This is a genomic window from Comamonas sp. Z1, assembly GCF_008121555.1.
Lineage (GTDB): Bacteria > Pseudomonadota > Gammaproteobacteria > Burkholderiales > Burkholderiaceae_C > Comamonas > Comamonas thiooxydans.
The window spans coordinates 72068-86274 of record NZ_VOQT01000002.1 but is presented as its reverse complement, the minus strand read 5'-3'; the positions used below and the strand labels follow the sequence as shown (position 1 = coordinate 86274).

The window sequence follows — 14207 nt, the reverse complement described above, 5'->3', positions numbered from 1 at the left end:
AGGCGGGCAGGGCTGGCGTGCGCGCATCTTGCGCCACAATCAACGGGTCTTTCACGCTCTGAGCTCCGCCCTGCATGCCATGACAGCCAAACCGCAACGCTTCCTGCATCTGCGCCGGGCCCTGATCCTGGCTGGCATGGCAGCGACCATGGCAGCCATCTTCGCACTGGATACGCTGACCGAGTATGCGGTGGCCGCGGCCGTGTTCCACACGGCCGTCATCCTCGTGGCGGTGCGCTGGTTCAGCCCGCGCCTGGTGATAGGCACCACGGCGCTGTGCATAGCGCTCACCCTGGCCAGCTTTGCGCTGACGCCGGCTGGCGCCTACCGAACCGGACTCATCAACACGGGCATCAGCATCCTGGCCATCGTTATCACGGCCTATCTGGGCCTGAAGATGGTGGCCGCCCAGAATGCGGCCCACGCAGCACAGACCCAGTTGCTGCGCATCACTCAGGCCACCAGCCTGGGACAGGTGACGGCCTCGATCGCCCATGAGGTCAACCAGCCGCTGGCCGCCATCGTCACCAGCGGCAATGCCAGTCAGCGTTGGCTGGCTCAGCAGCCACCGAATCTCGAAAAAGCCGGTCAGGCGCTGGAGCGCATCCTGGGTGATGCGCAGCGCGCCAGCGAGGTCATTGCGCGTATCCGCTCCATGGCGCGCGGCGAGGCACCGAGCAAGCAGAAGTTCGATCTCAACGAGGCAGTGCGCGAGATGGTGAATCTGTCGGGCGCGGACCTGAACCAGCGCGCCATTGCCATGGACCTGCAACTGGCGCCGGGTCTGGCGCCGGCCTGGTGCGACCGAGTGCAGTTTTTGCAGGTGCTGGGCAATCTGCTGCTCAACGCCATGGACGCCATGCAGGAAACGCCGGCCGTGCAGCGGCGCATTGCCGTGGCTACCCAGGCCTTGGGCCAGCAGCTGGTGCTGACAGTCACCGATGCGGGAGAGGGGCTATCGCCGCTGGCCAAAAGCCATTTGTTCGATGCCTTCTGGAGCACCAAGCGTGAGGGCATGGGTCTGGGGTTGAACATCAGTCGCCACATGGCCGAGGCTAACGGTGGCCGGATCTGGGCCACAGAGCGAGAGGACGGGCACAGCGGCGCCGTGTTTCATGTGACCATCGCGGCTCTCGCCGCCTCGGGTGATCCCGCATCAGGAGGACACAAGCTTGGCTGAGCTCGAAACCGTGTATGTGATCGATGACGACGCCTCGGTGCGCGCGGCCATCGAGGATTTGCTTCTCTCCGTGGGACTGGCCGTGTCCGCCTTCGGTGCGACGCGCGACTTTCTCGCCCATCTGGAGCTGAGCCCGCCCGAGGGGCCGGCCTGTCTGGTGCTGGACATCCGCATGCCGGGCCAGAGCGGTATGGAGTTCAGGCGCCAGATGCTGGAGCAGGGGCTGCGTTTCCCTACCATCTTCATCACCGGCCATGGCGATATTCCCATGAGCGTGGAGGCCATGAAGACCGGGGCCATAGAGTTTCTGACCAAGCCGTTTCGCGATCAGGACTTGCTCGATGCCATACAGCAAGGTATTGCCCTTGATCGCCAGCGCCGTGCGCAGGATGGGCAGTTGCTGGAGTTGCGTTCGCGTTGGAATTCGCTGTCCAGTGGGGAGCAGTCGGTGTTGATTGGCGTGGTGCGAGGCATGCTCAACAAGCAGATCGCGGGAGAGCTGGATGTCAGCGAAATCACCATCAAAGTCAGGCGATCTCAAGCCATGCGCAAGATGGAAGCTGGCTCGGTTGCCGAGCTGGTGCGCATGCTGGAGAAGCTGAGCATCCGCTGATGGCAGCCACATGGTTGGCCTGCCGGACTGTTACTTCGCGGGCGCAGCAGGCGTCGCGGGTGCCGGTACGGCGAACGTAAGAATTGTTCGTGTCGGTTTCCATGTGCAGATTGCGCATGAATTTTCTGGAGCGTGTGCGGGTTTGCCAGTTCACAATGGCTCCTTCGCCAGGAGCGGTCAATGCGTCAGCAAAGAACATTCAATAACAAAATTGGTTTCGCCAAGCTTTGCACGGGCAGTTTGATGTCCTTGTGCATGATATGGGGGCAGCCTGCTCATGCGCAGCAGAGTGCAGAGCCAGTCCATGCAGGCAGTGAAGAAGCCTCTGCAGCAGCGTCAGCAGCTGATGCGGGTGGGGTAAACACAGAGCCTGAGAGGTGGAATGCCAAGTTCCAGGCCACCTATGTCTGGCAGCGCAAGCCGTCCTTTTCTGCACCCTATACCGGAGAGAAAAGCCTGTTGCCGGGGCGCGAGCGCAGCTACTCCTTCACGACCACTGCATCTCTTGGATACCGTCCATGGGCCGGGGGGGAGGTCTATCTTGATCTGGAAGGCGCGCAGGGCATTCCTCTGTCGGGACTGGCAGGCCTGGGTGGCTTTACCAATGGGGAATTGGCCAAAACTTCGGGAGCAAGATTGAAGCTCTATCGCGCCCGTGCATTCTTGCGCCAGACCTGGAGTCATGGCGGCGAGCAAGAGGCGGTGGAGTCGGAGGCAAGGCAGTTGGCGGGCATGGTGGACAAGCGTCGTACTGTGCTCACGGTGGGCAATCTGGCGGTCATCGATATCTTTGACGACAACCGCTACAGCCATGATCCGCGCACGCAGTTCATGAACTGGTCGCTGATGACTCAAGGCGCGTTTGACTATGCCGCAGATGCCAGAGGTTACAGCTGGGGGGCGGTGCTGGAGTGGTTTCACGACGATTGGGAGGTGCGCTTCGGTCGCTTCATCCAGCCCAAGGAGCCCAACGGCCAGCCGCTGGACTATCGAATTTTCAAACACTACGGCGATCAGCTGGAAGTAGCCCACGCGCACACGCTGGCGGGCCAGCCGGGCAAGTTGCGTGCTTTGGTCTTTCGCAACCACGCCGTGATGACGCGCTATGACGACGCACTCAACCTGGCGACGCAGACCGGGGCGGTGCCGGATCTGAATGTTGCGCGCTACGGTGCCAGAAGCAAGCAAGGCTTCGGCATCAACCTGGAGCAGGCGCTGAGTGATGACGTGGGTCTTTTTGCCCGTGGCAGCTGGGCCGATGGCAAGACGGAAATCTATGCCTTCACGGAAATCGACCGTTCTCTTTCTGCGGGTCTGCTGATCCAGGGGCGCAAATGGGGACGGGCGAACGATACGCTGGGCATAGGCGTGGCGCGCAATTTCCTCTCGTCCACACACCGTCAGTATCTGGCAGAGGGCGGGGTGGGGGCGTTCATTGGTGACGGGCGTCTGAACTACAAGCCCGAGAATATTCTCGAGATGTTCTACAGCGTGGGGATCAGCAAACAATCCAGCATCAGCTTTGACTGGCAGCATATCCGCAACCCTGCATACAACGCGGACCGTGGGCCCGTCAACGCACTGGCTGTGCGTTTGCACACCGAGTTCTGATCTAGAAAAACCGCAGGATGATCTGGTGCAGGCCTGCCGTCATCAAGGTATAGCGCAGGAATTTTCCAACTGCCATATAGGCGACGCAGGGCCAGAAAGGCAGGCGCACCCAGCCGGCGACCGCGCATAGCGGGTCGCCGACGACGGGCAGCCAGCTCAGCAGGCAGGCCTTGGCGCCGTATTTACGCAGCCAGTAACGGGCGATGCGGTTCCAGCGTGACTTGTGGTGCATGTTCTGGGGCGGCGGCTCTCCATGTCGGCGCAGCTTTTTGGCCTTGTTCCAGGCCTGGTTGGCGGCCAGTCCCATCCACCAGCTGATGGCCCCACCCAGCGTGTTGCCCGCCGTGGCGACCACAATGGCGGGCCAGAACAGATCGGGGTTGGCTGAGACCAGTGCGGCCACCACGGGCTCAGAACCCAGCGGCAGCAGGGTGGCCGAGACCAGGGCCACGACAAACACGGTGCTAAGGCCCAGCTCCGGCAGGGCCAGCCATTGCAGCAACTGATGTATCCACGCTTCCATAGGGCGGCTAGTTTAGGCGGGTCGCTCAATTCCCTGAACTTTGCATCCTGTCATTTCTCGGTCATCGGCCATAGTTGGAGGCTGTTGATATATGGTTTCTTATCCAAATGCGTACATAGGTGTTATCCGGTAACGCCAGATCAATGGGAGTAGGAATGGCTTTCAGCCCTCTAAAAAAAATGATGCGATCGAGTCAGGCCGCAGGCCTGGCGGTCGTTTTGCTTTTGATAGCTGGTTGCGCATCGAACATAAAGACCATCGCGCCGTCCGATGCCAGATCAGCGGTCACGGTGGCTGCCGATCTGGTGCCGCTGGCGACGCTGGCGCCCGGCATCAAGCAGGACATGCGCTATGTCTCCAAGCACAACTTCATGGGCCGCCCCGTGGCTGGCTACGAAGCCGGGGTTTGCTGGCTCAGCCGCGTGGCTGCCGAATCTCTGGCAGCTGTTCAAAAGGAACTGGCTGGACAGGGGCTGGCTCTGAAGGTCTATGACTGTTACCGACCCCAGGCGGCCGTCGACGACTTTGTGCGCTGGGGGCGCGATATGGCCGATCAGAAAAACAAGGACATGTATTACCCGCGCGTGCCCAAGAGCGAGCTCTTCAAGCGTGGCTATATCGCCGAGAAATCGGGTCACAGCCGTGCCAGCACCGTGGACATGACGCTGCTGGTGGTGGATGCCAAGCGCGCCAGAAAGCTGGTGCGTGGCCCGCTGGCCGACGGTATCGAAGTGGACATGGGAACGCCCTTCGATCTCTTTGACGAGCAGTCGCATACCGACAATGCCCAGCAATCGCCCGATGTGCAGCACAACCGCCGCTGGCTGCGTAGCCTGATGCAGCGCAACGGATGGAAGAACCTGCCAGAGGAGTGGTGGCATTACACGCTGGTCAGCGAGCCCTATCCCGAGCAGTACTTTGATATGCCGGTGCGTAAAAACTGAGACGCCGGTGCTGCATTGCCCGATAGTGACTCGCCTCGCAGGGTGATGCATGGAGTTTGGTTTTGCTGAAAATTTGAGCAGGTATAATTGCCCCCTCTTTTCCAGCGCCCGGTCTGTGCCAGACATTGCCTGCCGCAGAAACCAAACTCTCTCCATGCCCGCCCTGCACATTGGTCATATTCCATTGGCAAATCGTCTGTTTGTCGCTCCCATGGCGGGTGTGACGGACCGGCCGTTTCGTCAGCTGTGCAAGGCACTGGGGGCCGGTTATGCGGTCAGCGAGATGGTGACCAGCCGCAAGGACTTGTGGAACAGTCTCAAGACCAGTCGCCGTGCCAACCATGAAGGCGAGCCTGGGCCGATCTCGGTCCAGATTGCCGGCACCGAAGCGCCCATGATGGCCGAGGCTGCCATCTACAACATCGAGCGCGGCGCGCAGATCATCGACATCAACATGGGCTGTCCGGCCAAGAAGGTCTGCAACAAATGGGCGGGTTCCGCTCTGATGCAGAACGAGCCGCTGGCCGTGGAAATTGCCCAGGCCGTGGTGGAGGCAGCACGTCCCTACAACGTGCCCGTCACCCTGAAGATGCGCACAGGCTGGTGCGATACGCACAAGAACGCAGTTCTGCTGGCGCGCCAGTTTGAAGATGTCGGCATCCAGATGCTGACCGTGCACGGCCGCACGCGCGAGCAGGGCTACAAGGGCTTTGCCGAGTACGACACGATTGCGGCCGTCAAGCAGGCCGTCAAAGTGCCCGTGGTGGCCAATGGCGATGTCAACAGCCCTGAAAAGGCCCGCGATGTGCTGGCCTATACGGGGGCGGACGCCATCATGGTCGGCCGTGCAGCCCAGGGCAGGCCGTGGATCTTTCGCGAGATCGCGCACTTTCTGGCCACGGGCGAGCATCTGGCTCCTCCTCTGGTGGCCGAGCTGCGTCGTCTGCTGCTCGAACATTTGCAAGATCACTACAGCCTGTATGGCGAGGGAGTCGGCGTGCGCAGCGCCCGCAAGCATATTGCGTGGTATCTGCGAGCTCTGCCGGGCGGGGAAGAGTTCAGAAAACACATCAACACTATTGAGGACTGTGCGGTGCAATGGCAGGCCGTGGCCGACTATCTGGATGCCCTGGGGCAGCAGATGGAGCGGATCCCGGCGGCCACGGCCGCTGCTGAAGCAAGCAGCGAGCTGGACGAACCGGCAGAAATGGCTGCATGAGCAATCAGAATTTAGAACAAGTCGTTCGCGATAGCCTGGAGGGCTATTTCCGCGATCTCGAGGGCGAAACACCGGCCAATGTCTACGACATGGTGATTCGTCTTGTCGAAAAACCGCTGCTGGAAGTGGTGATGGGCCAGGCCGACAACAACCAGTCGCGCGCCGCCGAATGGCTGGGCCTGAATCGCAACACCCTGCGCAAAAAGCTCGTCGATCACGAATTGCTCTGAACGACGAAGCTACCAAATCCATAGCTGCAAGCGCTTGATATATCTGCACTTGCAGCTTGTTTTTATCCAAACTTTGAATTGACGCCCATGAAAGCTCTGATCTCCGTCTCTGACAAGACCGGTATCGTCGAATTTGCGCAAGCCTTGCACGCTCTTGGCGTGCAACTGCTGTCCACCGGTGGCACCGCCAAGCTGCTGGCAGGCGTGGGCCTGCCCGTGACCGAAGTCGCCGAAGTCACCCGATTCCCCGAGATGCTGGATGGCCGCGTCAAGACCTTGCACCCCATGGTGCACGGTGGTCTGCTGGCTCGCCGCGAACTGCCCGAGCACATGGCTGCTTTGAAGGAACATGGCATCGAGACCATCGATCTGCTGGTCGTGAACCTCTACCCCTTTGAAGCCACCGTGGCCAAGGCCGGCTGCACGCTGGCCGACGCCATCGAGAACATCGATATCGGCGGCCCCGCCATGGTGCGCTCCGCCGCCAAGAACTGGAAGGATGTGGGCGTTCTGACCGCTGCCGACCAGTACGAAGCCGTGCTGGCCGAACTCAAGGCGAACGGCAAGCTGTCCGACAAGCTGCGTTTTGCGCTGTCCGTGGCGGCCTTCAACCGCATTGCCCAGTACGACGGAGCGATCAGCGACTATCTGTCTAGCGTCAAGTTCGAAGACGAAAAGCTCAGCGAAGAATATGTGCCCGAGCGCGCCCTGTTCGGCGGCCAGTCCAACGGCCATTTCATCAAGGTGCAGGATCTGCGCTACGGTGAAAACAGCCACCAGCAAGCCGCCTGGTACCGCGATCTGTACCCCGCTCCCGGCTCGCTGGCCACGGGCGTGCAGCTGCAGGGCAAGGAGCTGAGCTACAACAATATCGCCGACGCCGACGCGGCCTGGGAATGCGTCAAGAGCTTTGACACCCCTGCCTGCGTGATCGTCAAGCACGCCAACCCCTGCGGCGTGGCCGTGGGTGCCAACGCCTTCGAAGCCTATTCCAAGGCCTTCCAGACCGACCCCACCAGCGCCTTCGGCGGCATCATCGCCTTCAACCGCGCTGTGGACAAGGCCGCTGCCGAAGCCGTGTCCAAGCAGTTCGTCGAAGTGCTGATGGCTCCCGAGTTCAGCGCCGAAGCCCTGGAAATCTTCAAGGCCAAGGTCAATGTGCGCCTGATGAAGATCGCTCTGCCCGCCGGCGGCGCAACCGACTGGGACAACGGCCGCAACGCCATCGAGTCCAAGCGCATCGGCTCGGGCCTGCTGCTGCAGACCTCGGACAACCATGAGCTCAAGCTGGCCGACCTCAAGGTCGTGACCGTCAAGCAGCCTACTCCCGAAGAGCTTCAGGACCTGCTGTTCGCCTGGAACGTGGCCAAGTTCGTCAAGTCCAATGCCATTGTCTTCTGCAAGAACGGCATGACCATGGGCGTGGGCGCAGGTCAGATGTCGCGCCTGGATTCGGCCCGCATCGCCTCCATCAAGGCCGAAGCCGCCAAGCTGTCGCTGCAGAACACCGTCGTGGCGTCGGATGCCTTCTTCCCCTTCCGCGACGGCCTGGACGTGGTGGTCGATGCCGGTGCCACCTGCGTGGCCCAGCCTGGCGGCTCCATGCGCGATCAGGAAGTGATCGATGCGGCCAACGAGCGTGGCGTGGCCATGGTGTTCACCGGCGTGCGCCACTTCAGGCACTAATTGCTCCCCCTGAGGCGCTATCGAGCCTTCCCCCTCTCTGGCGCTGAGCGCCGGAGGGGGACGACACCCTCGGTGCGCGACGGCGCTTCCTTGGTGTCTCTGGTTTTAGGGCGCGCCAGTTTTGTGCTTTGTGCTCTGTGGCCGGCATTTGCTGGCCATTCTTTTTTGAATCTGGTGCTTGGTATGACAGATCCCATCGACGACGAAGAAAACTACCCGCCGCGTCCGCGCTGGATTGGCTGGCTGATCGGGCTGGTCATGGTGGCTAGCGCCTTGGGTGTGGCCAATATCGGCTGGCGCATCATGCGGGTCAGCACGGCCGAGAAGGCGGCGGATGCGCTGGTGGCTGCCAAGCCCGAGCTGGCGGCGGCCCGAAAGCTGGTGGAGGGCGCAGATTGCATGCGCTGCCATGGTCTGGACCGCAAATTTGTGGGCCCGGGCTTTACGGAGATCGCACAGAAGTACGGCTCGCAAGCCGATGCCCAGAGCTATCTGGCAGACAAGATTCGCAGCGGCAGCGTGGGTGTCTGGGGCAATGTGATCATGCCGCGCCACCCGCAGATCAGCGAGGCTGATTCTCTGCAGATGGCCCGTTGGGTGCTGTCGGCTCAGGCGCCATCGGCCGCGGCTCAATAGGCCCGGTTGCCGAGATCCTGCGTGAATTCCAAGGCTGCCAGCGCTTTGCGCTGCTAGCCTTTTTTGCTTTGCAGCCTACGCAGGGTGGCAGGCCTTGCTTTCATAATCCGCTCATGGCAAAACCCGCGCGTGCTCCCGCTCTTCGCCCCGCCGATCAGGCAGTCCACGGATCCGGGGCTGGTCCGGCTCGCCAGCGTGGCTTTGTCTTCTGGGCCATATGGGTGAACATCGCCACCTACGCGATCTATCCTACGGCCAACTGGCTGGCCAGCCTGCGCGACCAGCGCTATGACTTCATCACGCGCTGGGATGCCATGATTCCGCTGGTGCCGGAATTCATCTTTGTCTATTTCTCGTTTTTCCCGTTTCTGGCCCTGCCGTTCTGGCTGGTGGGGCAGCCCGGCACGGCGGCTCTGGGCAAGCGCCAGGTGTTGGGTACGCTGATCTGCGGTCTGATCTTCGTGCTGTTTCCGGCAAATTTGGCCTTCGAGCGCGCGATTCCCGAATTCGAGCCCTATCGCAGCATTTTTGCGACCATGTTCTTGGTGGACAAGCCGCACAATCTGCTGCCCTCTTTGCACATCGTCTACACGGCGTTGACCTGTCTGGCCATCTGCCAGGCGCAATGGCAGCGTGGTCGCAGGGGGCTGTGTCTGCTGATTGCGCTATGGAGCGCGGCCATCTGCGCCTCAACCATGCTGGTGCATCAGCACCATGTGCTGGATGTGGTCACTGCGCTGATGCTGGTGCCAGTGCTTTGCCTGCTGATTCGCCCGGCCGATGTGCCGCCACAGCCTCCGCGTATCTGAGCCGGGCAGGATCGCTCTGCCTCGGGTCTTTTTGAATCCTGCGTCAGTGCTCGCTTGCATGCAGGACTGCAGCGCGATTTTTGAGCGCGGTGCAGGCTTCGTGAAACGCGGGCCTGACTAGTCTGTTTTGAGATGGGTGTGCAGCCGGGCCTGCACAAAACATGCAGATGGACTGGTGATGCTGCAGGGAATCTGCGCATCACTGGTGAAATCCCTAGGATGCCTTTTTGACAAAAAGGACCGGGCCGAAGACGCCGCGCCAAAAGCGTGGCTAAGAACGTGTTTACGATCTCCTCGCGCCGCGACAGTGGCTTTGCGGGATGGGATGCCAGGCGCGATACCGCAGCAATAGCCGTGCTATTGCGAGGATTCGCAACGCCGCAGACCGCCCGCAAAGACACTGTCCCGAAGGGGTGGAGCGAAATCGGGCGATTTCTGTGCGCTGTCTCTTGCTTGCACCCCGGTGCAAGCGGCGAGCCATCGCTTCGAACTCATCCCGATTGCGCTCCAACGCGGCTGCGTAGAGATCGTAAACACGTTCTCAAAGCCCGGGGATATGCATGCAGTGGCTGAAAACCAAAACCATTGAACAGGCGCTGGCCGATTCCGACGAGCCGGGCCGGCAGCTCCAGCGCACGCTGGGTGTTTTCGATCTGATGATTCTGGGCCTGGCCGTGGCCGTGGGCGCAGGGATTTTCTCGGTGGGCGCTCGCGCAGCCGGCAGCTTTGCCGGGCCGGCCGTGATTTTCTCCTTCATTCTGGCGGCCGCGACCTGCGCGCTGGCCATCATGTGCTATGCGGAGTTCGCCTCCACCGTGCCCGTCACGGGCAGCGCCTATACCTATACCTATCTGACGCTGGGCGAGGGCCTGGCCTGGATCATTGGCTGGAATCTGCTGCTGGAGATGATCTCGGCCGCTGCCGTGCTGGCCAAGTACTGGGGCATCTATCTGTCGGCCGTGTTCTCCACGGCAGGGCTGGAGATCGCGCAGAGCGTCGAGATCGGCGGCTTCTCGCTGAACTGGGGGCCATTCTTCATCGTGGCCGTGTTCACGGCCTTGCTGATCGCAGGCACCCAGGTCTCGGCCAAGGTCAACAACCTGTTCACCGTCATCAAGCTGGCGATCACCGTGTTTGTGATCGTCGTCGGCTTCACCTACATGAACACCGACAACTTCAGGCCTTTTGTACCCAGTGCACAGCCGCCCGTGGTGGCTCATGGCGTAAGCGGTGACCTGTGGGGGCAGCCCATGCTGGCCTGGCTGTTCGGTGCCGAGCCCAGCCAGTATGGCTGGCTGGGCGTGATCTCGGGCGCATCGCTGGTGTTCTTCGCCTTTCTGGGCTTTGATGTGGTGGCAACCTCGGCCGAAGAGGTCAAGGACCCGCAGCGCACGCTGCCACGCGGCATTCTCGGCGGGCTGGTGCTGGTGACGGTGCTCTACATCCTGGTCACGCTGGCGCTGACCGGCATGGTGCCCTATACGGCACTGGCCAGGGCCGAGAACCCGTCGCTGGCCACTGCATTCATTGCCGTGGGCGCCGGCTGGGCGGCGCAGGTCATCTCGGTCGGCGTGCTGATCGGCATGACCACCGTGGTCATGGTGCTGCTGATGGGCAGCTCGCGCGTGTTGCTGGCCTTGTGCCGCGACGGCCTGCTGCCGCGCAGCTGGGGCGTGACATCGGCCAGGCGCAAGACGCCGGTTCGCCTGCAACTGGCTGTGGGCGTGATCGTGGCGCTGCTGGCAGGCTTTACCAAGGTGGAGCTGCTGGAGGAGATGATCAACATCGGCACGCTGTCGGCCTTTGTGCTGGTCAGCATCGGCGTGCTGGTGCTGCGCAAAAAGCGTCCCGACGCCGGAGCCGGCTACCGCGTGCCTTTTGTGCCTGTGCTGCCAGTGCTCTCGGCCCTGCTGTGCTTTTATCTGATGCTGAATCTGACCACGCTGACCTGGCTGCGCTTTCTGGGCTGGATGGCGCTGGGTGCTGTGATCTATATGGCCTATGGCATGCGCCATTCGCGCCTGGCTCAGACGGATAAAAAGTGAGCTGTTAGCGCTTGATATTCATTGATTCCAATATGTTTAATATCTGAAATCGTTTGATATCAAGCACAAGAAGCTATCAAAAAAAAGCCCTGCAGAGAACGCTCTGCAGGGCTTTTGCATTGGTTAGAGTGCTGGGCATGAGTACCGAACCCACCGAGACCACGCCGACCCGCTCCCCCACCCAGTCCGCCGAAGACGGCCAGCAGCGCTGCCGCTGGTGTCTGGCCACGCCGGGCTATGTGAACTATCACGACCGCGAATGGGGATTTCCGGTGGGCAGCGATCAGCGCCTGTTCGAGAAACTCTGTCTGGAAGGCTTTCAGTCCGGCCTGAGCTGGCTGACCATTCTCAACAAGCGCGAGAACTTTCGCGCGGCCTTTGCGGGTTTCGATTTTCATAGCGTGGCGCAGTTCGGCGAGGCCGATGTGCAGCGCCTGTTGCAGGACGCGGGTATCGTGCGCCACCGCGGCAAGATCGAAGCCGTGATCAACAACGCCCAGCGGGCCATCGAAATGGTCCAGGCCGAAGGCTCTCTGGCCGCGTTCTTCTGGCGCTATCAGCCTGCTGTGCCATCGACAGGCACGACCATTCAGGCCCAGACGCCGGAGTCGCAAACCCTGTCCAAGGAGCTCAAGAAGCGCGGCTGGAAGTTTGTCGGGCCGACCACCATGTATGCGCTGATGCAGGCCATGGGCATGGTCAACGACCATGCGCCGGGCTGCATCACCAGAGCTGAAGTGGAGCGCGCCAGAGCCGCTTTTCAGCGGCCCTGAGGGCGGGCTTGTTCCGCCTTGCCGGCCCGGGGGGTCAAGCCTTGACCAGCAGCCCCGGCGCGCTGGCCAGAACTTTCATGGAGGCTTCGGTGCTGGCGGTGAACTGGCGGTTGCTGATGGTGTTCACATATATCCAGTCGGCGCGGCAGGCATCCGCCGTGGCCGTCACCAGCATATAGCCGCGGCGCGAGGTGTCGCAGTATTTGAGCGGCTTGATGAGCTGCTGCAGCGCAGCGGCCAGCGCGGCGGGGTCTTCGCCCGGCAGGTATTCCTCGAAGCCCGGCGAGCTGACCGAGGAGGTCGCAAACTCCACGCCCACGGCCTTGCCGTTCATGTCCTGCAGCTCGCTGGCCCAGGCGTTGTGCGTGTCGCCGGCCAGCACCACCAGCTTCTTGCCGAGCTGACGCGCGGAGCCCAGAACGGTCTCGCGCGCGGCCTGGTAGCCATCCCAGGCGTCCAGGTTGTAGGGGATCGAAGGCTGGGCCAGGATGGCCTGCTCCTGAGGCGTGAGTGTGGCTGGCGCGGTCTGCGCCTTGGCAACCAGCGCTGCGTACTGCGAGACCGATACGCCCGCGCCGGCTTGGATGGTCTCCATGAGTATGGGAGCGGGAATGTTCATGCGCCCCATCAGCACCTGTTGGCCCAGTACCTGCCAGGTGGCACGGGAGGCCGCCATCTGCTGCTGCAGCCACTGTGTCTGGGTCTGCCCCAGCAGCTGACGCGACGGATTGGCCATGGCCGTGGTGAAGCCCGCCGAGTCGATGCCGGCAGAGGTCATGAAATCGGCATAGTCCAGCTGCTTGTCGCGGCCTATCACGCGGGTGTCCAGCATGTGCAGCGAGACCAGATCGCCAAAGTCGAAGCTGCGGTAGATCAGCTCGGCGCTCGCGGTGCGCGTGGGCATCCACTCGTGGTAGGCCTGCATGGCAGCCGCCTTACGCATGGCGAAGTCGCCCTCGCCGGGCTGGTGATTCTCGGCTCCCGCACTCCAGGTGTCGTTGGCAAATTCGTGGTCGTCCCAGATGGCAATCATGGGCGCGGCGGCATGCAGGGCCTGCAGGTCGGCATCGCTCTTGTACTGGGCATGGCGCTGGCGGTAGTCGGCCAGCGAGAGAATTTCTCCGGCAGGATTGACCAGACGACCCATGGCCTCGGCCTGGGCCGAGGCATAGCCGCCGCGCGCGTATTCATAGATGTAGTCGCCCAGGTGTACCGTGGCGTCCAAGTCGCTGCGCCTGGCCGCATCGGCGTATACATTGAAGTAGCCGGCCGGGTAGTTGGCGCAGGAGAAGACAGCCAGTCTGACCTGGGCCACCGAGCCGGTGGGCAGGGTACGCGTGCGTGCTGCCGCCGAAGTTACGCCATGGGCGCGGAAGCGGAAGTGATAGACCGTGGCAGGCTTGAGGCCGGCTGCATCGACCTTGACCGTGAAGTCCCTGGCGGCGGTGGCGCTGCTCTCGCCACGCACCACGATGGAGGCGAACGCCGCGTCGCTGGCAAGCTCCCATTGCACGGGAATGTCTGCCTGGTGGCCGGCGGGCGGGGTGACGCGGGTCCAGAGCATCACGCGGTCGGACAGAGGGTCGCCGCTGGCCAGGCCATGGACGAAGCGGACTTCGGGGTCGGCCGGCTTGACCTCTGTCTGGCTGCCATCGCCGCCGCCGCAGGCCGCGAGCGGCAGCACGGACATTGCGCCGGCGCTCCAGGCCATCTGGCGCACAAAGCGGCGGCGGTTCAGTTCACTGGCTTGGTCGGTGGTGCCCTTGAGCAGGTTGTGCAGCGGCGGCTTGCTGGATTCGTCGGTCATGGTGCTTTCATTGCTGACAAAAACGCGAGCGTGGCAAGCGTCCATGACGTGGCTGTGAAACGCCGAGCCGCTGCGGCTGAAGCCGGCGCAGGCGCAGTCCGCCGCCAACAATGAAAAAGCCCTGCAGACAT

The 14207-nt window shown here is 62.1% G+C and carries 13 protein-coding genes; 11 read left to right on the top strand and 2 right to left on the bottom strand.

The annotated features are described in order from the left end of the window. Positions 1-79 precede the first annotated feature (79 nt). The 3 genes from FSY45_RS03785 (at position 80) to FSY45_RS03775 (ending at position 3404) form a co-directional block, all read left to right on the top strand. Positions 80-1180 (top strand): sensor histidine kinase, encoded by a 1101-nt coding sequence (locus FSY45_RS03785; RefSeq protein WP_003071124.1) that lies wholly within the window; start codon positions 80-82, stop codon positions 1178-1180. Beyond that, entirely contained in the window at positions 1173-1793 is a 621-nt protein-coding gene (locus FSY45_RS03780; protein WP_003071126.1) for a response regulator transcription factor, read from the top strand. The genes FSY45_RS03785 and FSY45_RS03780 overlap by 8 nt, the downstream gene beginning before the upstream one ends. 243 nt (positions 1794-2036) lie before the next feature. Continuing rightward, on the top strand, positions 2037-3404 hold the full coding sequence (locus tag FSY45_RS03775) for a carbohydrate porin (protein ID WP_223305697.1): 1368 nt from the start codon (positions 2037-2039) through the stop codon (positions 3402-3404). 1 nt (position 3405) lies between these two features. Here the strand turns inward: FSY45_RS03775 and FSY45_RS03770 are convergent, their stop codons facing one another. After that, positions 3406-3927, bottom strand: a complete 522-nt coding sequence (locus FSY45_RS03770; protein WP_012839739.1) for a YqaA family protein — start codon at positions 3925-3927, stop codon at positions 3406-3408. A gap of 179 nt (positions 3928-4106) precedes the next feature. Here FSY45_RS03770 and FSY45_RS03765 point away from each other — a divergent pair, with 179 nt between their 5' ends. The 8 genes from FSY45_RS03765 (at position 4107) to FSY45_RS03730 (ending at position 12269) form a co-directional block, all read left to right on the top strand. After that, a complete protein-coding gene (locus FSY45_RS03765; protein ID WP_231879740.1) occupies positions 4107-4871 on the top strand; it encodes a M15 family metallopeptidase in 765 nt (254 codons plus the stop codon). A 154-nt stretch (positions 4872-5025) separates the two neighbouring features. After that, positions 5026-6090, top strand: a complete 1065-nt coding sequence (gene dusB / locus FSY45_RS03760; RefSeq protein ID WP_003071134.1) for a tRNA dihydrouridine synthase DusB — start codon at positions 5026-5028, stop codon at positions 6088-6090. Then, on the top strand, positions 6087-6320 hold the full coding sequence (locus FSY45_RS03755) for a Fis family transcriptional regulator (protein ID WP_003071135.1): 234 nt from the start codon (positions 6087-6089) through the stop codon (positions 6318-6320). The genes dusB and FSY45_RS03755 overlap by 4 nt, the downstream gene beginning before the upstream one ends. An 87-nt stretch (positions 6321-6407) precedes the next feature. Next, complete coding sequence (gene purH / locus FSY45_RS03750; RefSeq protein ID WP_003071138.1) at positions 6408-8006, top strand: bifunctional phosphoribosylaminoimidazolecarboxamide formyltransferase/IMP cyclohydrolase; 1599 nt, start codon at positions 6408-6410, stop codon at positions 8004-8006. 183 nt (positions 8007-8189) lie between these two features. Then, the gene (locus FSY45_RS03745; protein WP_039049778.1) at positions 8190-8642 is read left to right on the top strand and encodes a c-type cytochrome; all 453 of its coding nucleotides are present in this window, start codon (positions 8190-8192) and stop codon (positions 8640-8642) included. A 113-nt stretch (positions 8643-8755) separates the two neighbouring features. After that, entirely contained in the window at positions 8756-9451 is a 696-nt protein-coding gene (locus tag FSY45_RS03740) for a phosphatase PAP2 family protein (protein ID WP_223305696.1), read from the top strand. Between the two features lie 560 nt (positions 9452-10011). Next, positions 10012-11496, top strand: a complete 1485-nt coding sequence (locus tag FSY45_RS03735) for an amino acid permease (RefSeq protein ID WP_003071145.1) — start codon at positions 10012-10014, stop codon at positions 11494-11496. 137 nt (positions 11497-11633) lie between these two features. After that, complete coding sequence (locus FSY45_RS03730) at positions 11634-12269, top strand: DNA-3-methyladenine glycosylase I (RefSeq protein ID WP_046461796.1); 636 nt, start codon at positions 11634-11636, stop codon at positions 12267-12269. A gap of 34 nt (positions 12270-12303) precedes the next feature. Here FSY45_RS03730 and FSY45_RS03725 read toward each other — a convergent pair whose 3' ends face one another. Next, entirely contained in the window at positions 12304-14076 is a 1773-nt protein-coding gene (locus FSY45_RS03725) for an alkaline phosphatase (RefSeq protein ID WP_046461826.1), read from the bottom strand. Positions 14077-14207: the final 131 nt, after the last annotated feature.

Excerpts from the sequence above, each read along its gene's own strand:
- FSY45_RS03755 (WP_003071135.1), top strand. The coding sequence starts at position 6,087 with ATGAGCAATCAGAATTTAGAACAAGTCGTTCGCGATAGCCTGGAGGGC.
- FSY45_RS03735 (WP_003071145.1), top strand. The coding sequence starts at position 10,012 with ATGCAGTGGCTGAAAACCAAAACCATTGAACAGGCGCTGGCCGATTCC.
- FSY45_RS03775 (WP_223305697.1), top strand. The coding sequence starts at position 2,037 with ATGTCCTTGTGCATGATATGGGGGCAGCCTGCTCATGCGCAGCAGAGT.
- dusB (WP_003071134.1), top strand. The coding sequence starts at position 5,026 with ATGCCCGCCCTGCACATTGGTCATATTCCATTGGCAAATCGTCTGTTT.
- FSY45_RS03730 (WP_046461796.1), top strand. The coding sequence starts at position 11,634 with ATGAGTACCGAACCCACCGAGACCACGCCGACCCGCTCCCCCACCCAG.
- purH (WP_003071138.1), top strand. The coding sequence starts at position 6,408 with ATGAAAGCTCTGATCTCCGTCTCTGACAAGACCGGTATCGTCGAATTT.
- FSY45_RS03725 (WP_046461826.1), bottom strand. The coding sequence starts at position 14,076 with ATGACCGACGAATCCAGCAAGCCGCCGCTGCACAACCTGCTCAAGGGC.
- FSY45_RS03765 (WP_231879740.1), top strand. The coding sequence starts at position 4,107 with ATGATGCGATCGAGTCAGGCCGCAGGCCTGGCGGTCGTTTTGCTTTTG.
- FSY45_RS03745 (WP_039049778.1), top strand. The coding sequence starts at position 8,190 with ATGACAGATCCCATCGACGACGAAGAAAACTACCCGCCGCGTCCGCGC.
- FSY45_RS03740 (WP_223305696.1), top strand. The coding sequence starts at position 8,756 with ATGGCAAAACCCGCGCGTGCTCCCGCTCTTCGCCCCGCCGATCAGGCA.
- FSY45_RS03770 (WP_012839739.1), bottom strand. The coding sequence starts at position 3,927 with ATGGAAGCGTGGATACATCAGTTGCTGCAATGGCTGGCCCTGCCGGAG.
- FSY45_RS03785 (WP_003071124.1), top strand. The coding sequence starts at position 80 with ATGACAGCCAAACCGCAACGCTTCCTGCATCTGCGCCGGGCCCTGATC.